The organism is Pseudomonas sp. 51_B, assembly GCF_017491595.1.
GTDB classification, from domain to species: Bacteria; Pseudomonadota; Gammaproteobacteria; order Pseudomonadales; family Pseudomonadaceae; genus Aquipseudomonas; species Aquipseudomonas promysalinigenes.
In genome coordinates this window covers 167,400-193,929 of the sequence record NZ_JAFGYW010000006.1, presented here as the reverse complement: position 1 = coordinate 193,929, position 26,530 = coordinate 167,400, and the positions used below count along the sequence as shown (strand labels likewise).

Annotated in this window: 25 protein-coding genes; 21 read left to right on the top strand and 4 right to left on the bottom strand. The window is 57.8% G+C overall.

The features are described from left to right. The first annotated feature begins 169 nt into the window (after positions 1–169). Both J5M56_RS10260 and J5M56_RS10255 read left to right on the top strand, forming a co-directional pair. Positions 170–1,465 carry a sigma 54-interacting transcriptional regulator gene (locus J5M56_RS10260; RefSeq protein WP_207936732.1) on the top strand — a complete coding sequence of 432 codons (1,296 nt, stop codon included), beginning with the start codon at positions 170–172 and terminating at the stop codon, positions 1,463–1,465. 130 nt (positions 1,466–1,595) lie between these two features. After that, positions 1,596–2,006 carry an RcnB family protein gene (locus J5M56_RS10255; RefSeq protein ID WP_207936730.1) on the top strand — a complete coding sequence of 137 codons (411 nt, stop codon included), beginning with the start codon at positions 1,596–1,598 and terminating at the stop codon, positions 2,004–2,006. A gap of 57 nt (positions 2,007–2,063) precedes the next feature. Here J5M56_RS10255 and gyrB read toward each other — a convergent pair whose 3' ends face one another. The 4 genes from gyrB to dnaA are packed head-to-tail and all read right to left on the bottom strand — an operon-like array spanning position 2,064 to position 8,290. Continuing rightward, positions 2,064–4,484 (bottom strand): DNA topoisomerase (ATP-hydrolyzing) subunit B, encoded by a 2,421-nt coding sequence (gyrB, locus tag J5M56_RS10250; protein ID WP_060477655.1) that lies wholly within the window; start codon positions 4,482–4,484, stop codon positions 2,064–2,066. A gap of 4 nt (positions 4,485–4,488) precedes the next feature. Next, complete coding sequence (recF, locus tag J5M56_RS10245) at positions 4,489–5,592, bottom strand: DNA replication/repair protein RecF (protein WP_060477654.1); 1,104 nt, start codon at positions 5,590–5,592, stop codon at positions 4,489–4,491. 15 nt (positions 5,593–5,607) lie between these two features. After that, on the bottom strand, positions 5,608–6,711 hold the full coding sequence (gene dnaN, locus J5M56_RS10240; RefSeq protein WP_060477653.1) for a DNA polymerase III subunit beta: 1,104 nt from the start codon (positions 6,709–6,711) through the stop codon (positions 5,608–5,610). Positions 6,712–6,751: 40 nt separating this feature from the next. After that, a complete protein-coding gene (dnaA, locus tag J5M56_RS10235) occupies positions 6,752–8,290 on the bottom strand; it encodes a chromosomal replication initiator protein DnaA (RefSeq protein ID WP_186476111.1) in 1,539 nt (512 codons plus the stop codon). Positions 8,291–8,872: 582 nt separating this feature from the next. On the opposite strand from dnaA, the gene rpmH reads away from it, so the two are divergent. The 19 genes from rpmH (at position 8,873) to glmU (ending at position 26,340) form a co-directional block, all read left to right on the top strand. Beyond that, positions 8,873–9,007: a 50S ribosomal protein L34 gene (gene rpmH / locus J5M56_RS10230; RefSeq protein ID WP_003253163.1), complete on the top strand. Its 135-nt coding sequence runs from the start codon at positions 8,873–8,875 to the stop codon at positions 9,005–9,007. Between the two features lie 13 nt (positions 9,008–9,020). Next, positions 9,021–9,425 (top strand): ribonuclease P protein component, encoded by a 405-nt coding sequence (gene rnpA / locus J5M56_RS10225; protein WP_207936763.1) that lies wholly within the window; start codon positions 9,021–9,023, stop codon positions 9,423–9,425. Continuing rightward, positions 9,418–9,663, top strand: a complete 246-nt coding sequence (gene yidD, locus J5M56_RS10220) for a membrane protein insertion efficiency factor YidD (RefSeq protein WP_081016618.1) — start codon at positions 9,418–9,420, stop codon at positions 9,661–9,663. Before rnpA ends, yidD begins: the two co-directional genes overlap by 8 nt. A gap of 2 nt (positions 9,664–9,665) precedes the next feature. Next, positions 9,666–11,342: a membrane protein insertase YidC gene (gene yidC, locus J5M56_RS10215; protein ID WP_060477650.1), complete on the top strand. Its 1,677-nt coding sequence runs from the start codon at positions 9,666–9,668 to the stop codon at positions 11,340–11,342. Positions 11,343–11,428: 86 nt separating this feature from the next. Then, positions 11,429–12,799: a tRNA uridine-5-carboxymethylaminomethyl(34) synthesis GTPase MnmE gene (gene mnmE, locus J5M56_RS10210; RefSeq protein WP_207936728.1), complete on the top strand. Its 1,371-nt coding sequence runs from the start codon at positions 11,429–11,431 to the stop codon at positions 12,797–12,799. Positions 12,800–13,355: 556 nt separating this feature from the next. Further along, the gene (mnmG, locus tag J5M56_RS10205) at positions 13,356–15,248 is read left to right on the top strand and encodes a tRNA uridine-5-carboxymethylaminomethyl(34) synthesis enzyme MnmG (protein ID WP_207936726.1); all 1,893 of its coding nucleotides are present in this window, start codon (positions 13,356–13,358) and stop codon (positions 15,246–15,248) included. Next, complete coding sequence (gene rsmG, locus J5M56_RS10200; protein WP_207936724.1) at positions 15,245–15,895, top strand: 16S rRNA (guanine(527)-N(7))-methyltransferase RsmG; 651 nt, start codon at positions 15,245–15,247, stop codon at positions 15,893–15,895. The genes mnmG and rsmG overlap by 4 nt, the downstream gene beginning before the upstream one ends. An 18-nt stretch (positions 15,896–15,913) precedes the next feature. Further along, complete coding sequence (locus tag J5M56_RS10195) at positions 15,914–16,705, top strand: ParA family protein (protein WP_060477646.1); 792 nt, start codon at positions 15,914–15,916, stop codon at positions 16,703–16,705. Positions 16,706–16,714: 9 nt separating this feature from the next. After that, on the top strand, positions 16,715–17,587 hold the full coding sequence (locus J5M56_RS10190; RefSeq protein WP_186476115.1) for a ParB/RepB/Spo0J family partition protein: 873 nt from the start codon (positions 16,715–16,717) through the stop codon (positions 17,585–17,587). 149 nt (positions 17,588–17,736) lie between these two features. Then, complete coding sequence (locus J5M56_RS10185; RefSeq protein WP_207936722.1) at positions 17,737–18,144, top strand: F0F1 ATP synthase subunit I; 408 nt, start codon at positions 17,737–17,739, stop codon at positions 18,142–18,144. A gap of 16 nt (positions 18,145–18,160) precedes the next feature. Continuing rightward, positions 18,161–19,030, top strand: a complete 870-nt coding sequence (gene atpB / locus J5M56_RS10180) for a F0F1 ATP synthase subunit A (RefSeq protein WP_060477644.1) — start codon at positions 18,161–18,163, stop codon at positions 19,028–19,030. Positions 19,031–19,174: 144 nt separating this feature from the next. Further along, a complete protein-coding gene (gene atpE, locus J5M56_RS10175; protein ID WP_003097235.1) occupies positions 19,175–19,432 on the top strand; it encodes a F0F1 ATP synthase subunit C in 258 nt (85 codons plus the stop codon). 56 nt (positions 19,433–19,488) lie between these two features. Beyond that, the gene (locus J5M56_RS10170; protein ID WP_003253189.1) at positions 19,489–19,959 is read left to right on the top strand and encodes a F0F1 ATP synthase subunit B; all 471 of its coding nucleotides are present in this window, start codon (positions 19,489–19,491) and stop codon (positions 19,957–19,959) included. Positions 19,960–19,971: 12 nt separating this feature from the next. Beyond that, complete coding sequence (locus J5M56_RS10165) at positions 19,972–20,508, top strand: F0F1 ATP synthase subunit delta (RefSeq protein ID WP_060477643.1); 537 nt, start codon at positions 19,972–19,974, stop codon at positions 20,506–20,508. Positions 20,509–20,529: 21 nt separating this feature from the next. Further along, the gene (gene atpA / locus J5M56_RS10160) at positions 20,530–22,074 is read left to right on the top strand and encodes a F0F1 ATP synthase subunit alpha (RefSeq protein ID WP_060477642.1); all 1,545 of its coding nucleotides are present in this window, start codon (positions 20,530–20,532) and stop codon (positions 22,072–22,074) included. Positions 22,075–22,122: 48 nt separating this feature from the next. Next, positions 22,123–22,983, top strand: a complete 861-nt coding sequence (gene atpG, locus J5M56_RS10155) for a F0F1 ATP synthase subunit gamma (protein WP_054893005.1) — start codon at positions 22,123–22,125, stop codon at positions 22,981–22,983. A gap of 27 nt (positions 22,984–23,010) precedes the next feature. Then, positions 23,011–24,387 carry a F0F1 ATP synthase subunit beta gene (gene atpD, locus J5M56_RS10150; protein WP_060477641.1) on the top strand — a complete coding sequence of 459 codons (1,377 nt, stop codon included), beginning with the start codon at positions 23,011–23,013 and terminating at the stop codon, positions 24,385–24,387. Between the two features lie 44 nt (positions 24,388–24,431). Then, positions 24,432–24,851 (top strand): F0F1 ATP synthase subunit epsilon, encoded by a 420-nt coding sequence (locus tag J5M56_RS10145; RefSeq protein ID WP_011536500.1) that lies wholly within the window; start codon positions 24,432–24,434, stop codon positions 24,849–24,851. 121 nt (positions 24,852–24,972) lie between these two features. Beyond that, positions 24,973–26,340 (top strand): bifunctional UDP-N-acetylglucosamine diphosphorylase/glucosamine-1-phosphate N-acetyltransferase GlmU, encoded by a 1,368-nt coding sequence (gene glmU / locus J5M56_RS10140; protein ID WP_207936720.1) that lies wholly within the window; start codon positions 24,973–24,975, stop codon positions 26,338–26,340. Positions 26,341–26,530: the final 190 nt, after the last annotated feature.

Here is a 26,530-nt window from a genome sequence, read left to right as displayed (position 1 = left end):
GGTTTATCAAGATACATGCCAGACGTTCGCCGATGAGCAAGCCAGTGAATACGGGCGGCTTAGCAGGGATGCATCGAAGGATGGCAGCCGCTTTGGCAGTAGACTGTCAGCCAATGGCAGTGTTTGGCAGTCCTTGCTACCCTGCGCCGATCAATCCAATGGTGCTGTGATGCCTGAATTTCATCCACACATCCTAGCTTTGGTGTCTTTCCTTGAGCACGATGCATTGCCCACCATCGTGCTGGATACCGACTACAACATCCTCGCGGCCAATGCAGCCTATCGCCGACAGTTCGGCCAGGACGAGCAGGCCCCGCTAGGTGAGAAATGTCATCGGGTATCGCATCACTACGCCGTGCCATGTGACCAGGCCGGTGAGCACTGCCCGATGCGCAAAGCGTGGGAAAGCAAAACCCCTGAACGGGTACTGCATATTCATCACACGCCACGCGGCCCCGAGCATGTGGATGTGGAGTTACGACCAATCCTCGATGAGCAGGGTAGGGTGGTGGCCTTCGTCGAGCGGCTCACCAGCATCACGTTAGCTTCAGCACAGCCGCAACAGCAGGGATTGGTCGGCCGCGCCCCCGCCTTCAAGGCAGCACTGGCCAGTTTGCAGCGCGCTGCCCCGGCACAGATCCCCGTGTTGCTTCAGGGTGAGTCGGGCACCGGTAAAGAGCTGTTCGCCCGCGCCATTCACATGGGGAGCCCACGGGCCAATGGCCCGCTTGTGGTTGTCGACTGCACGGGCCTTAACGAGTCGCTGTTCGAGAGCGAATTGTTCGGCTATGAGAAGGGGGCTTTCACTGGTGCCAATCAACGCAAGATCGGGCTGGCCGAAGCTGCCCATGGCGGTACTTTGTTTCTCGACGAGATCGGCGAGGTGCCGCTGGCCATGCAAGTTAAATTGCTGCGTCTGATCGAGTCCGGCAGCTTCCGCCCAGTGGGCAGCTTGCGTATCGTCCATTCCGATTTTCGTCTGGTATCAGCAACCCATAAACCGCTGAAGCAGATGGTTGCCGAAGGCAGGTTCCGGGAAGACCTGTATTATCGCATCAGCGGCTTTCCCATTCGCTTGCCAGCATTGCGCGAGCGCTTGGAGGATCTAGAGCTGCTGGCAGAAACCTTGTTGCAACGCACGGGTGGTAAAACCACACCTCGTCTGACAGAAGCCGCTCTTCAGCATCTCAAGCTGCATGGGTTTGCGGGCAACATTCGGGAGCTGCGTAACATCCTCGAGAGGGCGAGCCTATTTGCCGATGACGGGCTGATTCGCCCAGAGCATCTGCCTGAGGACATTGGGTCACCACGGGTGTCCGCCCAAACCGTAGGTAAGCGGCACGATCTAGGCGATCTGGCTCGAGCACTCGAACAGTTCCAGGGTTCACGTAGCGAGCTGGCACGCCATCTTGGCTTGAGTGAACGAACCTTGTATCGCCGCTTGAAATCCCTAGGCCTCAAATAACGGTATGAGCGTCTTTACCTGACCTTTACCTGTGCCCTGACATTGAACGACAAATGCTGTGGTCTTATGGGTTAACCGCACCAGCCATGAATTGACACTCGCCCAGTGTTCAACATGCAGAGGATTACCCATGAAAAAGACTATGACCGTGCTCTGCGCCGCGCTTGTGCTCAGCACCCCGTTGGCGAGCTTCGCGCAACCAGGCCCTGACCGTCACGAAGGCGGTCCCGGCCCAGGCCATCAGGATCACCGCCCCCCTGGGCCACCGGAACGGCACGACCGTCATGACAATGGTCGTCATGCGCCCTATCACAATCCCAATTTCCGACCTGAAGCTGGCATGCCGATGCCCCATCAGCAATGGCACCGTGGCTATGTGGTAGAACCACGCTACCGCGCCGACCGCTATTGGGTAACCGACTGGCGTGCCCGCCACCTCTATGCACCGCCACGCGATCACCGTTGGTTGTATGTGAATGGTGATTACGTGTTGGTCGCCATTGCCACGGGGGTAGTAGTCAGCGTGCTCGCTGGTTACTGAGGCTCAACCAATAAAAAAGCCCGCAGAAGCGGGCGTTTTTATTGGGCGCAAAGTGGATCAGAAGTCCAAGTTCGACACCGACAGCGCGTTGCTTTCGATGAAGTCGCGGCGGGGCTCGACCGCATCACCCATAAGGGTGTTGAAGATCTGGTCAGCAGCAATGGCGTCTTCGATGGTGACCTTGAGCATACGGCGCACGGTTGGATCCATGGTGGTTTCCCACAGCTGCTCTGGGTTCATCTCACCAAGTCCTTTGTATCGCTGGATGGTGTGACGCTTGGTGCTCTCGTTCATCAGCCAGTCGAGGCCTTCCTTGAACTCGGTGATTGCCTTGCGGCGCTCACCGCGCTGTACATAGGCGCCTTCACCCAACAGGGTAGAGAGCTTTGCACCTAGGTTGACCACCGAGCGATAGTCGTTGCTGCCAAAGAAGTCGCGGTTGAAAGTGACGTAACTGGCCAAGCCATGGGAGGTGATTTCCACCTCTGGCAGCCAAACATTGCGCTCCTTGTCTTCGCGCAGGCTGGACTTGTAGACCAGGCCCGATTTCTGGCTGTTGTTCAGGCGACCCTGAAACTTCTCAAGCCAGGCTTGCATCACGGCATGGTCGCCCAGTTGCTCGAGGGTGACTTCCGGCAGGTAGATGAAGTGCTCGGTGATGTCTTCCGGATACAAGCGTGACAGACGCTTGAGCGTTTTCATCACAGCACGGAACTCATTAACCAAGGTTTCGAGCGGTACGCCAGAAACGGCTGGTGCCGATTCATCCAGGTGCAGGCTGGCGTCTTCGAGGGCCGATTGGGTCATGTACTCTTCCATGGCCTCGTCGTCCTTGATGTACTGTTCCTGCTTGCCCTTTTTCACCTTATACAGCGGCGGCTGGGCAATGTAGATGTAGCCGCGCTCGACCAACTCCGGCAACTGGCGGAAGAAGAAGGTCAGCAGCAGAGTACGGATGTGCGAACCGTCGACGTCAGCATCGGTCATGATGATGATGTTGTGATAGCGCAGCTTGTCGATGTTGTACTCATCGCGGCCAATGCCACAGCCCAGCGCAGTGATCAAAGTGCCCACTTCCTGGGACGAGATCATTTTGTCGAAGCGCGCTTTCTCGACATTGAGGATCTTGCCTTTGAGCGGCAGGATCGCCTGGGTGCGGCGGTTGCGGCCTTGCTTGGCCGAACCACCTGCGGAGTCACCCTCCACCAGGTACAGTTCGGAAAGGGCAGGGTCCTTCTCTTGGCAGTCGGCAAGTTTGCCCGGCAGGCCAGCGATATCCAGCGCGCCTTTACGTCGGGTCATTTCACGTGCTTTACGAGCCGCTTCACGAGCACGGGCAGCGTCGATCATCTTGCCGACGACGGCCTTGGCTTCGTTCGGGTTTTCCAGGAGGAAGTCGGCGAAGTACTTGTTCATCTCTTGTTCAACGGCGGTTTTCACCTCCGAAGAAACCAGCTTGTCTTTGGTCTGCGAGCTGAACTTAGGATCAGGCACTTTCACCGAGATGATCGCGGTCAAGCCTTCACGAGCGTCATCACCCGTAGTGGCGACCTTGTTCTTCTTGGCCAGACCTTCCTGCTCGATGTAGCTATTAAGGCTACGGGTCAGCGAGGAGCGGAAGCCGACCAAGTGCGTTCCACCGTCACGCTGCGGAATGTTGTTGGTGAAGCACAGCAGGTTTTCGTTGAAGCTGTCGTTCCATTGCAGGGCAATCTCGACACCCACACCGTCATCGCGCTGGACATTGAAGTGGAAGACCTGAGAGTTGATCGGGTTCTTGTTGGTGTTGAGGTACTCAACGAACGCGCTCAAACCGCCTTCATACTTGAAGAACTCCTCCTTACCCGAGCGCTCATCCTTCAACAGGATGCCGACACCCGAGTTGAGGAACGAAAGCTCGCGGATCCGCTTGGCCAGGATGTCCCAGCTGAAGTGGATGTTCTTGAAGGTTTCTGCCGAAGGCTTGAAGTGAATGTGGGTACCGGTGGTTTCGCTATCGCCGACGATGGCCATTGGCGCCTGTGGAACACCATGAACGTAAGTCTGTTCCCAGATCTTGCCGCTGCGGCGCACGGTCAGCACTAGCTTTTCAGACAGCGCGTTCACCACCGAAACACCTACACCGTGCAAACCGCCGGATACCTTGTAGGAGTTGTCATCGAACTTACCGCCAGCGTGCAGTACGGTCATGATGACCTCGGCTGCAGATACGCCTTCCTCTTTATGCACATCGACCGGAATACCACGGCCGTTGTCACGCACGCTGATCGATTCGTCAGGGTGGATGATGACGGTAATGTCATCGCAATGGCCGGCAAGGGCTTCGTCGATCGAGTTGTCGACCACCTCGAAGACCATGTGGTGCAGGCCGCTACCATCATCGGTGTCGCCAATGTACATGCCGGGACGCTTGCGTACGGCATCCAAACCTTTCAGCACCTTGATGCTGGAGGAGTCGTACGTTTGATTTTCGCTCATGCCTTCACTCCCGATGGTCGTGGGTCTGGGTGATACGGCCATGTTCCACGTGGAACATGGCAACTGGCGTTTCCGTCTGCCAGCCTTCCCTCAGTAATTCGTGATCTACACAGGTGATGAACACCTGGCAGCGTAATTCTTCAAGCAAGCGGCACAGGGCGCGGCGATGCTGGTCATCCAGCTCGGACGGCAGGTCGTCTACAAGATAAATACAGTGACCGCGGCGAGCCTGATTAACGAGGTGGCCCTGGGCGATACGCAATGCGCAAACGACCAGCTTTTGCTGACCACGTGACAGGATGTCCGCTGCGTTATTAGCAGCTAGACGAAGACGCAGATCAGCACGCTGGGGGCCCGCTTGGGTGTGGCCCATCTGCTGATCGCGAAGGAGAGACGAGGCAAGTACTTCTTGCAGTTCTCGGTCCTTGTCCCAGCCTCTGTAGTAGCTCAGGGTCAACCCGTCCAGCTCGACCAGCTCACTCAGGGTTTGCTCGAAGACAGGCTTCAAGGCCTTGATGTAGTTGCGACGGTATTCATCTATTTCTGCGCTGGCCAGGCATAATTCCCGGTCCCAGGCGGCTTGCGAAGCTGGGTCAAGTGTACCATGCCGCAACCACGAGTTCCGCTGCCGCAGTGCCTTCTGCAGGCGCTGCCAAGCCGGAAGAAAACGAGGTTCCACGTGGAACACTCCCCAATCTAGAAACTGCCGGCGAATTTTCGGAGCGCCTTCCAGTAATCTGAAACTATCTGGGTTGATCAACTGCAGCGGTAACAACTCTGCCAGCTGAGCAGCGCTCTTGGCATTCTGTCCGTCAATCCTGATGGTAAATTCGCCCGCCCGCTCCCTAGAGACGCCCAAATTGCTGGTGCCCCCTTCAGCCAACTGCACCTCGCCAAACACTGTACAAGCCGCCTGCTCGTACTGAATTACAGGGTTCAACCGGGTACTGCGGAATGAACGTGCAAGCCCAAGCAGGTGCACAGCTTCAAGCACACTGGTCTTGCCGCTGCCATTGGCGCCGTAAAGGATATTGATGCGGGGGGAAGGTGAGAGTGTCACCGGGTGCAGGTTGCGCACCGCGGTGACCATGATCCGTCGAAGGGACATTTCGCCTGCTTCGTATTACAGACGCATCGGCATGACAACATAGGAAGAGTCGTCATTGCCCGCTTCCTGCAGCAGGGCACTGCTGTTGGAGTCAGACAGGATCAGACGAACTTGCTCAGTGGTCATGACGCCCAACACATCCAACAGGTAACTCACGTTGAAGCCGATTTCCAGCGAACTACCTTCGTAGTCCACGCTGATTTCTTCTTCCGCTTCTTCCTGCTCAGGGTTGTTGGCCTGGATTTTCAATTGGCCGGCCGCCAGCTGCAAACGGATACCCCGATATTTCTCGTTGGAGAGAATCGCGGTACGGCTGAAAGCTTCGCGCAGCGCCTGACGATCGCCGACTACTACTTTGTCACCGCCTTTAGGCAGCACACGCTCGTAGTCCGGGAACTTGCCATCGACCAGCTTGGAGGTGAAGGTGAACTCACCGGTGGTGGCACGGATATGGTGCTGGCCCAGGACGATGCTAACCATGCCTTCCGGGTCGGTCAGCAGGCGAGCCAATTCGAGAATACCCTTACGTGGAACGATGACTTGGTGACGATCATCCTGCTCGATCGGCGCGCTCATCGAGCACAGTGCCAAACGATGACCATCGGTGGATACGGCGCGCAAGGTATTGCGCGAAACTTCCAGCAACATGCCGTTGAGGTAGTAGCGCACGTCTTGCTGAGCCATGGCGAAACTGGTGCGCTCGATCAAGCGGCGGAGTTTGCTCTGCTCGAGGTTGCAGGTCAGCGAGCCCGGGCCTTCTTCAACGGTAGGGAAGTCATTGGCCGGCAGGGTCGACAGGGTAAAGCGACTGCGGCCAGCTTTGACCAACAGCTTCTGCTCATCGACCTTGATATCGATCAGCACATCGTTTGGCAGGCTTTTGCAGATGTCCATCAGCTTACGTGCCGGGACAGTGATTTCGCCAGGCTCGGCAGGCTCTTCGAGCTGCACACGGCCAACCAATTCGACTTCCAGGTCGGTACCGGTCAACGACAGCTGCTGGCCTTGCACGACCAGCAGCACATTGGACAGCACCGGCAAGGTCTGGCGGCGCTCGACGACACCGGCGACCAGTTGCAGGGGTTTCAACAGGGCTTCGCGTTGAATGGTGAAATGCATGGTCTAGTCCCTTGCCTTCAATTAGCTGCGCTGGAATGCATCACGTTGTCAGCGTACGCAGCAGGTTCTTGTAGTCCTCGCGGATGTCCGCGTCGGATTCCTTCAATTCGTTGATCTTGCGGCACGCGTGCAGCACTGTGGTGTGGTCGCGACCACCAAACATGTCACCTATCTCAGGCAAGCTGTGGTTGGTGAGTTCCTTCGACAGAGCCATGGCTACCTGACGGGGGCGTGCAACCGAGCGCGAGCGGCGTTTGGACAACAGATCGGCGATCTTGATCTTGTAGTACTCGGCCACCGTGCGCTGGATGTTATCCACACTCACGAGTTTATCTTGCAGTGCCAGCAAGTCTTTGAGCGACTCGCGAATCAGCTCGATGGTGATATCCCGGCCCATGAAATGCGAGTGAGCGATCACGCGCTTCAAGGCACCTTCGAGTTCACGTACGTTGGAGCGGATGCGTTGGGCAATGAAGAAGGCAGCATCGTGAGGCAGCTCAACCTTGGCCTGGTCGGCCTTCTTCATCAAGATCGCCACGCGGGTTTCCAGCTCCGGTGGTTCTACGGCCACCGTCAGGCCCCAGCCGAAGCGCGACTTCAGACGTTCTTCCAGGCCTTCGATCTCCTTGGGGTAGCGGTCGCTGGTGAGGATCACCTGCTGACCACCCTCGAGCAAGGCGTTGAAGGTGTGGAAAAACTCTTCTTGAGAACGCTCTTTGCGGGCGAAGAACTGAATGTCGTCGATCAGTAGCGCATCCACCGAACGATAGAAACGTTTGAACTCATTGATCGCGTTGAGCTGCAGAGCCTTGACCATATCCGCGACGAAGCGCTCCGAATGCAGGTAAACAACCTTGGCATTCGGGTTTTTCTTCAGCAGATGGTTACCCACGGCATGCATCAGGTGAGTTTTACCCAGGCCCACCCCACCGTAGAGGAACAGTGGGTTATAGCCATGCTTGGGGTTGTCGGCTACCTGCCAGGCAGCAGCACGGGCCAACTGGTTCGACTTACCTTCGACGAAGGTTTCGAAGGTGAAGGTACGGTTCAGATAACTGGTGTGCTTGAGCGCACCTTCCACCTGAACCGTGCGTTGCTCAGTGCGGCTGCCGGGAGCAGGCGCTGAGCCACTGTCAGCCATGCCGTCGAAGCTATCACGCGAAGGCGAGTCATTCACCTCATTGACTTGCACCTGCTCACCCACCGAAGCCTCTACAGGTTCGGCAAGCGCAACCACTGTAGGTGCTGCAGCCTGTTGCGCCTGGGTGTTGGCCAGAGATGCTGCCACAGCAGCGCTGACCGGTGCATTGGGTGCAGCACGAGGAGCAGAACTCCGGCGGCTGCCTATTAATAAGGAGAGGGAAGGCGCCATGCCGCTACCGTTTTCACCCAACAGCTCGAGCAAACGGCCAAGGTACTTTTCATTCACCCAATCGAGCACGAAACGGTTGGGCGCATACACGCGCAACTCGTCGCCTTCGGCTTCGACCTGTAGCGGACGGATCCAGGTGTTGAATTGCTGGGCAGGCAGTTCGTCGCGCAGAAGCTCCACGCACTGCTGCCAAAGTTCCACTGACACGGATATCCCCTGAGTTGAAAGCCGGATAAGGCCAAAACAAACCGCCATTGTACCGCTCGAGCGCTCAGTTATCCACATGTGGAAACATTCCAAGCCATGACAAAACAGTCAGTTAGCGGCCAAAACGCCTTCACGGAGTTGTGAATAAGCTCTGTGGATAACCGGGCTTGAGGTCTATGCACAACCCTGACCTAAGACCTGTGGATAAAACCTCTGTGGATAATGGGCAATTCTATCCACAGCCTTTACCCATGGCTGCCACAGGCGCAGCACCTGTTACCGACAAAGTTTCAAATCTCTGGAAGCCTCTTGATTATTGACGTGGAGCTAGTTATCCACAGAAGGTTGTCCACCTAAGATTTATAAGTTCTTTAGAAAAGCTTTTTATATCTCTCTTCTTTTTTCTAATTTTGTCCCCGCCCGTCCTACCGAGCAACCTCGCGGTGCCCCGTTCTCAGAAGTGCCTTCTATAAGGAAAGACTGGTTGGAAATTGACCTATGGGCTTGCTTTCTCTAGAATCGCCGATCTCTTAAAAAGGGGGCCATTCCGGCCCGTAGTCGACAAACCCAGGTAACAACGCCATGAAACGTACTTTCCAACCAAGCACCATCAAGCGCGCTCGCACCCACGGCTTCCGTGCCCGTATGGCTACCAAGAACGGCCGCGCTGTTCTGTCGCGTCGTCGTGCCAAAGGCCGTAAGCGTCTGGCCATTTGATTTTTCGGCACAGGTGGTGAGTCAGGACTTCAGTCGGGAAAAGCGACTGCTTACACCCCGGCACTTCAAAGCGGTCTTCGACTCCCCAACCGGCAAGGTTCCAGGGAAAAACCTGCTGATCCTTGCTCGCGAGAACGGCCTGGATCACCCGCGCCTCGGCCTGGTGATCGGCAAGAAGAGCGTCAAGCTCGCCGTTCAACGCAATCGCCTCAAGCGCTTGATGCGCGATTCCTTCCGGCTCAACCAGCAAGCACTGGGTGGCATGGATATAGTGATCGTCGCGCGCAAGGGATTGGGTGAGATGGAAAACCCGGAATTGCACCAACACTTTGGCAAGCTCTGGAAACGTCTGGCACGCAGCCGGCCCAATCCAGCGGCAGATGCCAATTCCGCAGGGGTAGACAGTCAACATGCGTAAACTGGCCATCGTCCCGATCCAGTTTTACCGTTACGCCATCAGCCCCCTGATGGCCAATCACTGTCGTTTCTACCCCAGTTGCTCCTGTTACGCTCTGGAAGCCATTGAAAACCATGGCCTCTTGCGTGGCGGGTGGCTAGCCGTTCGTCGCCTGGGGCGTTGTCATCCGTGGAACGACGGCGGTTTCGATCCCGTTCCTCCCGCTCCTTCCTCCCGAACTTCTTCGATAGCCGAGTAATCATGGATATTAAACGCACGATCCTGATCGTCGCCCTGGCAATCGTGTCCTACGTCATGGTCCTCAAGTGGAACGAGGACTACGGCCAGGCTGCCCTGCCGACTCAGAATACTGCTGCCAGCACTACTGCCCCGGCGTTGCCCGACGGCGTACCGGCCGGTAACGCCAGCGCCGATGTGCCAAGCGCCAATGCCGAATCCAGCCCTGCCGAACTGGCACCGGCCGCGGTCAGTAAAGACCTGATTCGGGTCAAGACCGATGTCCTGGACCTGGCTATCGATCCGGTCGGTGGTGACATCGTCCAGCTGAACCTGCCCAAGTACCCACGCCGCCAGGATCACCCGGATATTCCGTTCCAGCTGTTCGACAACGGCGGTGAGCGTGTCTACCTGGCACAAAGTGGCCTGACTGGTGCCAATGGTCCGGATGCTCGCTCGTCCGGTCGCCCGCTATACGCGGCCGAGCAGAAGAGCTACCAATTGGCTGACGGCCAGCAACAACTGGTGGTCGACCTCAAGTTCAGCGATAACGGCGTCAATTACATCAAGCGCTTCAGCTTCAAGCGCGGTGAGTACGACCTGAACGTCAGCTACCTGATCGACAACCAGAGCGGTCAGCCGTGGAACGGCAATTTCTTCGCCCAACTTAAGCGTGACGCCAGTTCCGACCCGTCGTCGAGCACGGCCACCGGCACCGCGACCTATCTGGGCGCCGCCATGTGGACTGCCTCGGAGCCTTACAAAAAGGTTTCGATGAAGGACATCGACAAGGGTAGTTTGAAAGAAAATGTGTCCGGTGGCTGGGTCGCCTGGCTGCAGCACTACTTCGTCACCGCGTGGATTCCTGAAAAATCGGATAACAACGTTGTCCAGACTCGCAAGGACAGCCAGGGCAACTACATCATCGGCTACACCGGCCCGGCTCTGAGCGTTCCTGCTGGCGGCAAGGCCGAAACCAGCGCCATGCTGTACGCCGGCCCGAAGATTCAGTCCAAGCTCAAGGAGTTGTCCCCAGGCCTGGAACTGACCGTCGACTACGGCTTCCTGTGGTTCATTGCCCAGCCGATCTTCTGGCTGCTGCAACATATCCACAGCCTGCTGGGTAACTGGGGCTGGTCGATCATCGTGCTGACCATGCTCATCAAAGGCCTGTTCTTCCCGCTGTCGGCTGCCAGCTACCGCTCGATGGCGCGCATGCGTGCCGTGGCGCCCAAGCTCGCCGCACTGAAGGAACGCTTCGGTGACGATCGCCAGAAGATGTCCCAGGCGATGATGGAGCTGTACAAGAAAGAGAAGATCAACCCACTGGGCGGCTGCTTGCCGATCCTGGTGCAGATGCCGGTCTTCCTGTCCTTGTACTGGGTACTGCTGGAAAGCGTGGAAATGCGCCAGGCCCCGTGGATGCTGTGGATCACCGACCTGTCGATCAAGGATCCGTTCTTCATCCTGCCGATCATCATGGGCGCTACCATGTTCATCCAGCAGCGTCTGAACCCGACTCCACCGGATCCGATGCAGGCCAAGGTGATGAAAATGATGCCGATCATCTTCACCTTCTTCTTCCTGTGGTTCCCGGCTGGTCTGGTGCTGTACTGGGTTGTGAACAACTGCCTGTCGATCACTCAGCAGTGGTACATCACCCGCCGTATCGAAGCAGCTACCAAAAAAGCGGCTGCTTGACGGGCTACTGCGCTAGCCTGTGAATAAAAACGCCCCTTCGGGGGCGTTTTTGCTATCTGTCGTATTTGTCGTAGAGGCTTTCGACCATGAACACTGTGCGTGAAACCATCGCTGCCATCGCCACCGCCCAAGGCCGCGGAGGCGTCGGGATCGTCAGGCTGTCCGGGCCATTGGCAGGCAAGGCCGGGCAGCTGATCACCGGCCGCACGCTGACACCACGCCATGCACACTACGGCCCTTTCCGCGATGAAGAGGGCCTGGTGCTGGATGAAGGCATTGCCCTGTTCTTTCCTGGGCCCAACTCCTTCACTGGCGAAGATGTGCTCGAACTGCAGGGCCATGGTGGGCCAGTGGTACTGGATATGCTGCTGCAGCGCTGTGTACAAGTGGGTTGCCGCCTGGCGCGTCCGGGGGAGTTCAGCGAGCGAGCGTTCCTCAATGACAAACTTGACCTGGCCCAGGCTGAAGCCATTGCCGACCTGATCGAAGCTAGCTCAAGCCAGGCTGCACGCAACGCGCTGCGCTCGTTGCAGGGGGAGTTCTCCAAACGTGTGCACGGCCTGACCGAAGCGTTAATTGCTTTGCGCATCTACGTCGAGGCTGCCATCGATTTTCCTGAGGAAGAAATCGACTTCCTTGCCGATGGCCATGTGCTTTCGATGCTCGATGCTGTGCGTGACCAGTTGTCTACCGTACAACGAGAGGCTGGGCAGGGCGCCTTGCTGCGCGATGGCATGACGGTAGTCATCGCCGGCCGGCCCAACGCCGGGAAATCGAGCTTGCTCAATCAGCTGGCTGGCCGGGAGGCCGCCATCGTGACGGATATCGCCGGTACTACACGGGACATTCTGCGTGAACATATCCACATCGACGGCATGCCGCTGCACGTGGTCGACACGGCAGGCCTGCGCGACACCGATGACCATGTGGAAAAGATCGGTGTAGAGCGGGCGTTGAAGGCTATTGGCGAGGCCGATCGAGTACTCTTAGTGGTTGATTCCACCGCGCCCGAGGCCAGCGACCCGTTCGCCTTGTGGCCTGAGTTTCTCGACCAGCGCCCCGAACCGGCCAAGGTCACGTTGATACGCAACAAGGCAGACCTCAGTGGCGAGCAAGTAGGGCTGGAACAGTCTGACGATGGCCATGTGACAATCACCCTGAGCGCCAAGGGGGACAACCAGGGGCTGCAACTGCTGCGTGACCACCTCAAAGCCTGCATGGGTTATGAACAGACTGCCGAAAGCGGCTTCAGCGCTCGCCGCCGCCACCTCGATGCCCTGCGCCAAGCCAGTTCGCATCTAGAGCATGGCCGTGCACAGCTGACTCTGGCAGGTGCCGGTGAGCTGTTGGCCGAGGACCTGCGTCAGGCGCAGCAGGCACTGGGTGAAATCACCGGCGCGTTCAGTTCTGACGACCTGCTGGGGAGGATATTTTCCAGTTTCTGCATCGGCAAATAGTCCACAGCTAGACAAGCTCAATGCCGCTCCCCATGGAGCGGCTTTTTTTTGCCTGAGATTTGGCCACTCGTCGGATCGTTGCGGGTAGCAGCGGGCTGTGCACAACTGATCCGACCGTCAGAGATGGCGAGTCCAGTGCACTGATATTCATCCACAGGCAGAAGTTTTATGACAGGAGCCCTGTGGAAAACCCATCATAAGCCCTTTTGATAAACGGGCTTTTTTCATGGTGACAAATCCGCCTGTGGGTAAAGAGCCATTTAATCCACAGGCTGCTGAACGTTATCCATAGGCCTTAAGGTGGGTAAGCCACAGAGTTCAATTTCGCTGTAAACCACATGGATTGTGCCCTACAGAACTTTATCCACAGATAAGGCTGTGCATAAGAATAAACATAAAAACAAAGCTTTTTTAAATTTCTCTCTCTAATTTCTGTTGTCTGCCACTCATCCACAGGCTGGTCAAAATTTGCTCAGACGGTTTCTTTAAAGGGGGGTAAGTCCCTATACTTGTCTGCTTACCTTCTCTATTCGCAAAAACAGGCACGAGGTGCGTGGTGGATTTCCCTTCCCGTTTTGAAGTGATCGTCATCGGCGGCGGCCATGCCGGTACCGAGGCTGCGCTTGCGTCAGCACGCATGGGTGTGAAAACCCTGCTGTTGACCCATAACGTGGAAACCCTCGGTCACATGAGCTGCAACCCAGCGATCGGTGGCATTGGCAAGAGTCACCTGGTCAAAGAAATCGATGCGCTCGGCGGCGCCATGGCGCTGGCCACCGACAAGAGCGGCATCCAGTTCCGTATCCTGAACAACCGCAAAGGGCCGGCCGTGCGCGCAACCCGCGCCCAAGCCGACCGCGCCATTTACAAGGCGGTGGTACGCGAGATTCTGGAAAACCAGCCCAACCTGTGGATATTCCAGCAGTCCTGCGATGACCTGATCGTCGAACAGGATCAGGTCAAGGGCGTGGTCACACAGATGGGCCTGCGCTTCTTCGCGGAGTCCGTAGTGCTGACCACAGGTACTTTCCTGGGCGGCCTCATCCACATTGGTCTGCAGAACCATTCCGGCGGACGCGCCGGCGACCCGCCTTCGATTGCCCTGGCTCACCGTATGCGCGAGCTGCCGCTGCGCGTGGGCCGGCTCAAAACCGGTACGCCTCCACGTATCGACGGGCGTTCGGTGGATTTCTCGGTGATGACCGAACAGCCGGGCGACACGCCGATCCCGGTAATGTCCTTCATGGGCAACGCGCAGATGCATCCGCGCCAAGTCAGCTGCTGGATCACTCACACCAACAGCCGCACCCACGAAATAATTGCCTCGAACCTTGACCGTTCGCCAATGTATTCCGGGGTGATCGAGGGCGTGGGCCCACGCTATTGCCCATCGATCGAAGACAAGATCCACCGCTTCGCCGATAAAGAAAGCCACCAGGTGTTCATCGAGCCCGAAGGCCTGAACACCCATGAGCTGTACCCGAACGGCATTTCCACCTCGTTGCCATTCGACGTGCAACTGGAGCTGGTGCGCTCGATCCGCGGCATGGAAAACGCGCACATCGTGCGCCCTGGTTACGCGATCGAGTACGACTACTTCGATCCCCGCGACCTCAAGTACAGCCTCGAAACCAAAGTCATCGGTGGGCTGTTCTTTGCTGGCCAGATCAATGGCACCACCGGTTACGAAGAAGCCGGTGCCCAGGGCTTGCTGGCCGGTACCAACGCAGCACTACGTGCGCAGGGCCGCGAAAGCTGGTGCCCGCGCCGCGACGAGGCGTACATCGGGGTACTGGTGGACGACCTGATTACGCTCGGCACCCAGGAGCCGTACCGCATGTTCACTTCGCGTGCCGAGTACCGGCTGATCCTGCGCGAAGACAACGCTGACCTTCGTCTGACCGAGAAAGGCCGTGAGCTAGGCCTGATCGACGATGATCGTTGGGCTGCATTCTGCGCCAAGCGCGATGGCATCGAGCGTGAAGAACAACGTCTGAAATCGACTTGGGTGCGCCCGAATACCGAACAGGGTCAAGCCATTGTGGATAAGTTCGGTACCCCGCTGGCTCACGAATACAGCCTGCTGAATCTGTTGGCGCGGCCCGAGATCGACTATGCCGGCCTGATCGAGGCTACTGGTGGTGATGCTATCGATCCACAAGTGGCCGAGCAGGTCGAGATCAAGACCAAGTACGCCGGTTACATCGACCGTCAGCAGGACGAAATCGCCCGCTTGCGCGCCAGCGAAGATACCCGGCTGCCTGTGGATATCGACTACACAAGCATTTCCGGCCTGTCGAAGGAGATCCAGAGCAAGCTTGGCCAGACCCGTCCTGAAACTCTGGGCCAGGCCTCGCGCATCCCTGGGGTAACCCCGGCGGCGATTTCCCTGCTGCTGATTCATCTGAAAAAACGCGGCGCTGGCCGCGAATTGGAGCAAAGCGCTTGAGTTCCTTGGTCACCCCGCAACATGCCGAAGAGTTGTCCACAGGTGCGCATCAGCTTGGTGTCGAGTTGAGCGCCGAGCAGCAGGAAAAGCTGCTGGGTTACCTGGCCCTGTTGATCAAGTGGAACAAAGCCTACAACCTTACCGCCGTGCGCGATCCTGACGAGATGGTTTCCCGTCATCTGCTGGACAGCCTCAGCGTGATGTCGTTTATCCACAGCGAACGTGACAGCTGGCTGGACGTGGGCAGTGGCGGTGGTATGCCTGGCATCCCCTTGGCTATCCTGCATCCGCAAAAGCGTGTGACGGTACTGGACGCCAACGGCAAGAAGACCCGCTTCCTGACTCAGGTCAAAATGGAGCTCAAGTTGGACAACCTTACGGTTATCCACAGCCGAGTGGAGGCCTTTACGCCGTCCTCTCCATTCAGCGGAATCATCTCGCGCGCCTTCAGCAGTATGGAGAACTTCACCAACTGGACCCGCCATCTAGGCGACACCGGGACGCAATGGCTTGCAATGAAGGGGCTGCATCCTGCCGACGAACTGGTAGCATTGCCCGCAGACTTCACAGTGGAAAGCGAGCAGGCCCTGACCGTTCCAGGTTGCCAGGGCCAGCGCCATCTGCTGATACTGCGCCGCAAGGCTTGATTGGGAACACACGCAACAATGGCTAAGGTATTCGCAATCGCGAACCAGAAAGGTGGTGTCGGTAAGACCACCACCTGTATCAATCTCGCAGCATCGCTGGCCGCGACCAAGCGTCGTGTGCTGCTGATCGACCTCGATCCGCAGGGCAATGCGACCATGGGCAGCGGTGTGGACAAACACGAACTCGAGCATTCGGTCTATGACCTGCTGATCGGGGAATGCGACCTTGCCCAGGCCATGCACTACTCCGAGCATGGTGGCTTTCAGCTGCTGCCGGCCAACCGGGACCTGACCGCTGCGGAAGTAGTGCTGCTGGAAATGCAGGTCAAAGAAAGCCGTCTGCGTAACGCGCTGGCGCCTATCCGTGACAACTACGATTACATTCTCATCGACTGCCCACCGTCGCTGTCGATGCTGACGCTGAACGCGCTGGTGGCATCCGATGGCGTGATCATCCCGATGCAGTGCGAGTATTACGCGCTGGAAGGTCTTAGCGACCTTGTGGATAACATCAAGCGCATTGCGGCACGGTTGAACCCGCAATTGAAGATCGAGGGTCTGCTGCGGACCATGTACGACCCGCGTCTGAGCCTGAATAACGATGTTTCGGCGCAGCTCAAGGAACACTTTGGCGAGCAGTTGTACGACACTGTCATTCCGCGCAACATCCGCCTGGCCGAGGCGCCGAGTTTTGGCATGCCGGCGCTGGCCTACGACAAGCAATCGCGTGGCGCACTGGCCTACCTGGCCCTGGCCGGAGAACTGGTACGCCGTCAACGCCGTCAGTCACGCACTGCACAGACAACTTAAGGAATCCGCATGGCCGTTAAGAAACGAGGTCTCGGACGTGGGTTGGATGCACTGCTCAGTGGTCCGTCCGTCAGCGCGCTCGAAGAGCAGGCTGTGAAGATCGACCAGAAAGAATTGCAACACCTGCCTGTGGAACTGATTCAGCGTGGCAAGTACCAGCCACGCCGTGACATGGACCCCGAGGCACTGGAAGAACTCGCCCACTCGATCCGCAACCACGGGGTGATGCAGCCGATCGTGGTGCGCCCGATCGACGGTAGCCGCTATGAGATCATTGCTGGTGAGCGCCGTTGGCGTGCCACACAGCAGGCAGGCCTGGACACTATCCCGGCCATGGTGCGCGAAGTACCGGACGAGGCCGCCATTGCCATGGCGCTCATCGAGAACATTCAACGCGAAGATCTCAACCCGCTGGAAGAAGCCTTGGCTTTGCAGCGCCTGCAACAGGAATTCGAACTGACCCAGCAACAGGTCGCTGATGCCGTGGGCAAATCGCGAGTGACCGTGGCCAACCTGCTGCGGCTTATTTCGCTGCCGGAAGCGATCAAGACCATGCTCGCCCACGGTGATCTGGAGATGGGCCATGCCCGTGCTTTGCTCGGGCTTGAGGAAGATCGTCAGGAAGAGGGGGCGCGTCATGTTGTCGCACGTGGCCTCACCGTGCGCCAAACTGAGGCACTGGTGCGTCAATGGCTCAATGGCAAGCCTGAACCGGTAGAGCCGGGTAAACCTGATCCGGACATCGCACGCCTTGAACAACGGCTTGCAGAGCGCCTGGGCTCTGCCGTGCAGATACGGCATGGCAACAAGGGCAAAGGCCAGTTGGTTATTCGCTATAACTCGCTTGACGAGTTGCAAGGTGTGCTCGCACACATCCGCTGAAACAATTGCAATTGTAGCGAACAGTCGGAAATCACTACCCAAGAGTTGAATAGGGGTTAATCCACCCCTATACTCTGCGCGCATTTTGTCGGCACAAATTATGCCAAGTCGTTACTGACTTGTTGGTCGACTTCCGAGGAGCAGTTGTGATGGAAATCCGCACGCCAAACCGCCTGCCTTTCCATCGCTGGGCGGTTTTTCCGGTACTGCTGGCTCAATTCGTCGTACTACTGCTGGCAACCGTGGTGTTGTGGCAGTGGAAAGGGGCGGTCAGTGGATATTCAGGCCTTTGCGGAGGTTTGATTGCCTGGCTACCCAATGTGTATTTCGCCTGGAAGGCTTTTCGCTTTAGCGGAGCTCGGGCGGCACAAGCCATCGTCAAGTCGTTTTACGCGGGCGAGGCGGGCAAGATGATTTTGACGGCAGTGCTATTTGCACTGACCTTCGCAGGAGTGAAGCCACTGGCGCCGTTAGCAGTATTCGGCGTCTTCGTGTTGACCCTTTTGGTCAGCTGGTTCGCGCCCCTGCTGATGAATAAAAGACTTTCGAGACCTTAGGGCGTTTGAGGCAACCATGGCAGCAGAAACCGCTTCGGGCTATATCCAGCACCACTTGCAGAACCTGACCTACGGTCAACTACCAGACGGCAGCTGGGGCTTCGCCCATTCGGCTGCAGAAGCCAAGGCAATGGGCTTCTGGGCGTTCCACCTGGACACCCTGGGTTGGTCCGTCGCGCTGGGTCTGATCTTCCTGTTCATCTTCCGCATGGCGGCCAAGAAGGCGACTTCCGGCCAACCAGGCGGCCTGCAGAACTTCGTGGAAGTACTGGTGGACTTCGTCAACGGCAGCGTGAAGGACTCCTTCCACGGCCGTAGCCCAGTGATTGCCCCGCTGGCGCTGACCATTTTCGTCTGGGTATTCCTGATGAACGCCATCGACCTGGTTCCGGTCGACTGGATTCCTCAGCTGGCCATCCTGATCTCCGGTGATCCGCACATTCCGTTCCGCGCCGTGTCGACCACCGACCCGAACGCGACCTTGGCCATGGCCTTCTGCGTCTTTGCGCTGATCATTTTCTACAGCATCAAGGTCAAGGGCCTGGGCGGCTTCATCGGTGAGCTGACCCTGCACCCGTTCGGCAGCAAGAACATCTTCGTGCAGATCCTGCTGATCCCGGTCAACTTCCTGCTGGAATTCGTCACCCTGATCGCCAAGCCGATATCCCTGGCACTGCGTCTGTTCGGCAACATGTACGCCGGCGAGCTGGTGTTCATCCTGATCGCGGTGATGTTCGGCGCCGGCATCCTCTGGCTGAGCGGCCTGGGTATCGTGCTGCAGTGGGCGTGGGCTGTGTTCCACATCCTGATCATCACCCTGCAAGCTTTCATCTTCATGATGCTCACCATCGTCTACCTGTCGATGGCTCACGAAGATAACCATTAAGACCGCCTGGCGTGTCTGATAGCCTTCCCCGCCTGTTTGGGGGGAGGGCTTAAAAAGTCCGCAAGGGCATGCTGTACCAAACGATTTGTTTTACCGCTTCAAACTAAAAACCTAACCAATACGACGTAAAAGTCGGGAGGAAAGATGGAAACTGTAGTTGGTCTGACCGCTATCGCTGTTGCTCTGCTGATCGGCCTGGGTGCTCTGGGTACCGCCATTGGTTTCGGCCTGCTGGGCGGCAAATTCCTGGAAGGCGCTGCTCGTCAGCCTGAGATGGTTCCGATGCTGCAGGTCAAAATGTTCATCGTTGCCGGTCTGCTCGACGCCGTAACCATGATCGGTGTTGGTATCGCTCTGTTCTTCACCTTCGCGAATCCGTTCGTTGGTCAGATCGCCGGCTAATCACTCGTCACTACGAGTTGATGGCTGTATGAATTAAGACCGAGCGAGGTGTTGGCGTGAACATTAATGCAACCCTGATTGGCCAATCCGTTGCTTTTCTGATTTTTGTACTCTTCTGCATGAAGTATGTATGGCCTCCGGTCATCACTGCCCTGCAAGAGCGCCAAAAGAAGATTGCCGACGGTTTGGACGCTGCCAACCGCGCAGCTCGCGACCTGGAGCTGGCCCAAGAGAAAGCGGGTCAGCAACTGCGTGAAGCTAAAGCCCAGGCAGCCGAAATCATTGAGCAAAGCAAGAAACGCGCTGCTCAGCTTGTCGAGGAAGCCCGTGAACAGGCCCGCGTCGAAGCTGACCGTGTGAAGGCTCAGGCTCTGGCCGAGATCGAACAGGAACTTAACAGCGCTAAAGACGCCCTGCGTGCCCAAGTGGGTGCCCTGGCCGTTGGCGGTGCCGAAAAGATCCTTGGCGCCACAATCGATCAAAACGCGCATGCGGAGCTGGTTAACAAACTGGCCGCTGAAATTTAAGCGAGGGCGATCATGGCAGAACTGACCACGTTGGCCCGACCTTACGCTAAGGCTGCCTTTGAGCATGCCCAGGCCCATCAGCAACTGGCCAATTGGTCAGCCATGCTCGGCCTGGCTGCTGCGGTTTCGCAAGACGAGACCATGCAGCGCCTGCTCAAGGCCCCGCGACTGACGAGCGCAGAAAAGGCCGCCACGTTCATTGACGTGTGCGGTGACAAGTTCAATGCACAGGCACAGAATTTCATTCATGTTGCCGCGGAAAACGACCGTCTCCTGCTTCTGCCGGAGATTGCCGCTCTGTTCGACCTGTACAAGGCCGAGCAAGAGAAATCCGTGGACGTGGAAGTCACCAGTGCCTTCGCGTTGGACCAAGAACAGCAAGACAAACTCGCCAAGGTTCTCAGTGCACGGTTAGGCCAGGAAGTGCGCCTGCACGCGTCGGAGGATGCCAGCCTTATTGGCGGCGTCGTCATCCGCGCAGGTGACCTGGTAATCGATGGCTCTGTTCGCGGCAAAATCGCGAAACTGGCCGAAGCATTGAAATCTTGAGTTTGAAGGGGCAGCAGAGCAATGCAGCAACTCAATCCTTCCGAAATTAGTGAAATCATCAAGGGCCGCATCGACAACCTCGATGTGAGCTCCCAAGCCCGTAACGAAGGTACCGTCGTTTCGGTTTCCGACGGTATCGTGCGCATCCACGGTCTGGCCGACGTCATGTACGGCGAAATGATCGAGTTCCCTGGCAGCGTATTCGGCATGGCCCTGAACCTGGAGCAAGACTCCGTAGGTGCAGTGATCCTGGGTGCCTATGACACCCTGGCCGAAGGCATGAGCGCCAAGTGCACCGGTCGCATCCTGGAAGTTCCGGTTGGTAAGGAACTGCTGGGTCGCGTCGTTGACGCCCTGGGCAACCCGATCGACGGCAAAGGTCCTCTGGGCAACACCCAGACCGACGCAGTCGAGAAAGTGGCTCCAGGCGTGATCTGGCGTAAGTCGGTAGACCAGCCTGTACAGACTGGCTACAAGTCCGTCGACGCCATGATCCCTGTCGGCCGTGGCCAGCGTGAGCTGATCATCGGTGACCGTCAGATCGGCAAGACCGCCATGGCCATCGACGCCATCATCAACCAGAAAGACTCCGGTATTTTCTGCGTTTATGTTGCTGTCGGCCAGAAGCGCTCCACCGTTGCCAACATCGTTCGCAAGCTGGAAGAAACCGGCGCCCTGGCCAACACCATCGTGGTCGTTGCCAGTGCTTCGGAATCCGCCGCGCTGCAGTTCCTGGCGCCATACGCCGGCTGCACCATGGGCGAGTTCTTCCGTGACCGCGGTGAAGATGCCCTGATCGTTTACGATGACCTGTCCAAGCAGGCCGTTGCGTACCGTCAGATCTCCCTGCTGCTGCGCCGTCCACCAGGACGTGAAGCGTACCCAGGTGACGTGTTCTATCTCCACTCCCGTCTGCTGGAGCGTGCGTCGCGCGTTTCCGAAGAGTACGTCGAGAAGTTCACCAACGGCGCAGTGACTGGCAAAACCGGTTCCCTGACTGCCCTGCCGATCATCGAAACCCAGGCTGGCGACGTTTCCGCGTTCGTTCCGACCAACGTGATTTCCATCACCGACGGTCAGATCTTCCTGGAATCGGCCATGTTCAACTCGGGCATCCGCCCTGCAGTGAACGCCGGTGTTTCGGTATCCCGCGTAGGTGGTGCCGCTCAGACCAAGATCATCAAGAAGCTGTCCGGTGGTATTCGTACCGCACTGGCTCAGTACCGTGAACTGGCTGCATTCGCCCAGTTCGCTTCCGATCTGGACGAAGCGACCCGCAAGCAGCTGGAGCATGGTCAGCGCGTAACCGAGCTGATGAAGCAGAAGCAGTACGCGCCAATGTCCATCGCGGACATGGCTCTGTCGCTGTACGCCGCTGAGCGTGGTTTCCTGACTGACGTGGAAGTCTCCAAGATCGGCAGCTTCGAGCAAGCACTGATCGCCTACTTCAACCGTGATCACGCCGAACTGATGGCGAAGATCAACGTGAAGGGTGACTTCAACGACGAAATCGACGCAGGCCTGAAAGCCGGTATCGAGAAGTTCAAGGCCACCCAGACCTGGTAAGCCGCAGCGGGGGCTCCGGCCCCCGCTTGCTAACCTGATAGGTGATACATGGCAGGCGCAAAAGAGATTCGCAGTAAGATTGCGAGCATCAAAAGCACGCAAAAAATTACCAGCGCCATGGAGAAAGTGGCGGTCAGCAAAATGCGCAAGGCACAAATGCGCATGGCTGCTAGCCGTCCTTACGCGGAGCGTATCCGCCAGGTGATCGGTCATCTGGCCAACGCCAACCCGGAATACCGCCACCCGTTCATGATCGAGCGCCCTGTGAAGCGCGCCGGTTATATCGTGGTGAGCAGTGACCGTGGTCTGTGCGGTGGCTTGAACACCAACCTGTTCAAGGCCCTGGTCAAGGACATGAGCGTAAACCGCGAACAGGGCGTGGAAATCGACCTGTGCGTGATCGGCAGCAAGGGTGCGACTTTCTTCCGCATCTTTGGCGGCAACGTCGTAGCCGCGATCAGCCACCTGGGCGAAGAGCCATCGATCAACGACTTGATCGGCTCCGTCAAAGTGATGCTGGACGCCTACCTGGACGGCCGTATCGATCGCCTCTCGGTGGTTTCGAACAAGTTCATCAACACCATGACCCAAAAACCGACGGTCGAGCAATTGGTACCGTTGGTGGCAACCCCGGATCAGGATCTCAAGCATCACTGGGATTACCTGTACGAACCCGACGCAAAAGAGCTGCTGGACGGCTTGATGGTGCGTTACGTGGAGTCGCAGGTGTACCAGGCGGTGGTCGAGAACAACGCTGCTGAACAAGCGGCCCGGATGATCGCCATGAAGAACGCCACAGACAACGCCGGTGATTTGATCAAAGAGCTTCAGTTGATCTACAACAAGGCGCGTCAGGCTGCGATCACCCAGGAGATCTCGGAAATCGTCGGCGGCGCTGCCGCGGTTTAACGGTTCAAAAATTCAGAGGATCCAGCTATGAGTAGCGGACGTATCGTTCAAATCATCGGCGCCGTCATCGACGTGGAATTCCCACGTGACGCGGTACCGAGTGTTTACAACGCGCTGAAAGTACAAGGCGCGGAAACCACCCTGGAAGTTCAGCAGCAGCTGGGCGACGGTGTGGTTCGTACCATTGCGATGGGCTCGACCGAAGGCCTCAAGCGCGGTCTGGATGTCGTCGACTCCGGCGCTGCCATTTCCGTTCCTGTTGGTAAGGCCACCCTGGGCCGCATCATGGACGTACTGGGCAACCCAATCGACGAAGCCGGCCCAATCGGCGAAGAAGAGCGTCGCGGTATCCACCAGCCAGCGCCTTCGTTCGCTGACCAGGCAGGCGGCAACGACCTGCTGGAAACCGGCATCAAGGTTATCGACCTGGTTTGCCCGTTCGCCAAGGGTGGTAAGGTTGGTCTGTTCGGTGGTGCCGGTGTCGGCAAGACCGTAAACATGATGGAACTGATCCGTAACATCGCCATGGAACACAGCGGTTACTCCGTGTTCGCTGGTGTGGGTGAGCGTACTCGTGAGGGTAACGACTTCTACCACGAGATGAAGGACTCCAACGTTCTCGACAAGGTAGCGCTGGTCTACGGTCAGATGAACGAGCCACCAGGAAACCGTCTGCGCGTAGCGCTGACCGGCCTGACCATGGCTGAGAAGTTCCGTGACGAAGGTAACGACGTTCTGCTGTTCGTCGACAACATCTATCGTTACACCCTGGCCGGTACCGAAGTATCCGCACTGCTGGGCCGTATGCCTTCGGCAGTAGGTTACCAGCCGACCCTGGCTGAAGAGATGGGCGTTCTGCAAGAGCGCATCACCTCCACCAAGGAAGGTTCGATCACCTCCGTTCAGGCCGTATACGTACCTGCGGACGACTTGACCGACCCGTCGCCTGCGACCACCTTCGCCCACTTGGACGCCACCGTCGTTCTGTCCCGTGACATCGCCTCCCTGGGTATCTACCCAGCGGTCGACCCACTGGACTCGACTTCGCGCCAGCTGGACCCGAACGTGATCGGCACCGAGCACTACGAGACCGCTCGTGGCGTTCAGTATGTTCTGCAGCGCTATAAAGAGCTGAAAGACATCATCGCCATTCTGGGTATGGACGAACTGTCCGAAGCCGACAAGCAACTGGTAGCCCGCGCTCGTAAGATCCAGCGCTTCCTGTCGCAGCCGTTCTTCGTGGCCGAGGTCTTCACCGGCTCGCCAGGCAAGTACGTTTCCCTGAAAGACACCATCGCTGGCTTCAGCGGCATCCTCAAAGGTGACTACGACCACCTGCCAGAACAAGCGTTCTACATGGTCGGCAGCATCGACGAAGCGATCGAGAAAGCCAAGAAACTGTAATCCCGGCGCCCCGCAAGGGGCGCTAATCAGGTTGAGGCAAGCAGATGGCTATGACAGTCCATTGCGATATCGTCAGCGCGGAAGGAGAAATCTTCTCCGGCCTGGTCGAGATGGTAGTAGCGCACGGCAACCTGGGCGATCTTGGTATCGCTCCAGGCCACGCCCCGCTGATCACCAATCTCAAGCCTGGTCCGATCACGCTGACCAAGCAAGGTGGCGATCGTGAGGTGTTTTACATCTCCGGTGGCTTCCTCGAAGTGCAGCCAAACATGGTCAAGGTTCTTGCCGACACCGTGCAGCGCGCTGCCGACCTGGACGAAGCTCAGGCTCAGGAAGCCCTCAAGGCTGCTGAGAACGCCCTGAACGCGAAAAGCTCGGACTTCGACTACGGTGCTGCCGCCGCACGCCTGGCCGAGGCTGCAGCTCAACTGCGAACCGTCCAGCAATTGCGCAAAGGCAAGTAATCCGGCCAAGCCGCTTACTTCCGTTGCGATTGAGTTAAAGGGTAGCCTCGGCTACCCTTTTTCTTTTTCTGAATTTCTTCTCAGGTCACGCCCCTGATCGCCCAGGATTGGTAGCCAGTCAATGTCCCTCGATATCGTTATTCTTGCCGCCGGCCAAGGCACCCGCATGCGCTCGGCGCTGCCCAAGGTGCTGCACCCTGTTGCCGGTAACTCCATGCTCGGCCACGTTATCCACAGTGCGCGCCTGCTCCAGCCTCAAGGCATCCACGTGGTGATCGGGCACGGCGCCGAGCAGGTGCGTGAGCGTTTGGCCGCCGATGACCTGAATTTCGTCATGCAGGACAAACAGCTGGGTACTGGCCATGCTGTTGCTCAAGCGTTGCCGGCGATTACGGCCGACACAGTGCTGGTGCTCTACGGTGACGTGCCGCTTATAGAAGTGGAAACCCTGCAGCGTCTGCTGGCCAAGGTCAGCGATAAGCAGCTAGGCCTGCTCACCGTCACTCTGCAGGACCCCACAGGCTATGGCCGCATCGTGCGCAACGACGAAGGCGAGGTTACCGCTATCGTCGAGCACAAAGATGCCAGTGAAGAGCAGAAGGCGATCAAGGAAGGCAATACCGGTATCCTGGCCCTCCCAGCGGCGCGCCTGGCCGACTGGATGAGCCGGCTGTCGAACAACAACGCCCAGGGCGAGTACTACCTTACTGACGTCATCGCTATGGCTGTGGCCGATGGGCTGGTGGTCGCCACCGAGCAGCCCCACGACCCCATGGAAGTGCAGGGCGCCAATGACCGTCGCCAGTTGTCGGAGCTTGAGCGTCACTATCAACTGCGTGAGGGCCGCCGGCTGATGGCTCAGGGTGTGACCCTGCGCGACCCCGCACGCTTCGATGTCCGTGGCCAGGTCACAGTGGGCCGCGATGTGCTGATCGACATCAACGTTATTCTTGAGGGCAAGGTTGTCATCGAAGACGACGTACAGATCGGCCCGAACTGCGTGATCAAGGACAGCACCCTGCGCAAGGGCGCGATCATCAAGGCCAACTCTCATCTGGACGGTGCGGTGATGGGCGAGGGTAGCGATGCCGGCCCGTTCGCCCGCCTGCGCCCGGGTAGCGTACTGGATGCCAAAGCCCATGTGGGTAACTTCGTCGAATTGAAAAATGCCCATCTCGGTGAGGGCGCCAAAGCTGGGCACCTGACCTACCTGGGCGACGCCGAGGTGGGGGCACGTACCAATATCGGCGCAGGCACTATCACCTGCAACTACGATGGCGCCAACAAGTTCAAGACCGTGATGGGCGAGGACGTATTCATCGGCTCCAACAACTCGCTGGTCGCGCCTGTGGATATCAAGAGTGGTGCGACGACCGCCGCCGGTTCGACTGTTACTCAGAACGTCGAAGCAGGCCAGTTGGCCGTCGCTCGCGCCCGCCAACGCAATATCGATGGCTGGAAACGTCCCGAGAAGATCGTGAAGGGCTGAGTTATACACAGCGGGTTCGATAAGAAGCCGACTTATGTGAATAAGTCGGCTTTTTTGTTGTCGTGATTCTTGAAGAAGCGGATTTATCCGCGATGAGCCTCACATTGCATCGGCAGGCCAGCATTCAAGGATAAAATCTGCACCTACGGGGCCGATTCGTCGGAATAAACTTATCCACAGCTTGACGGCG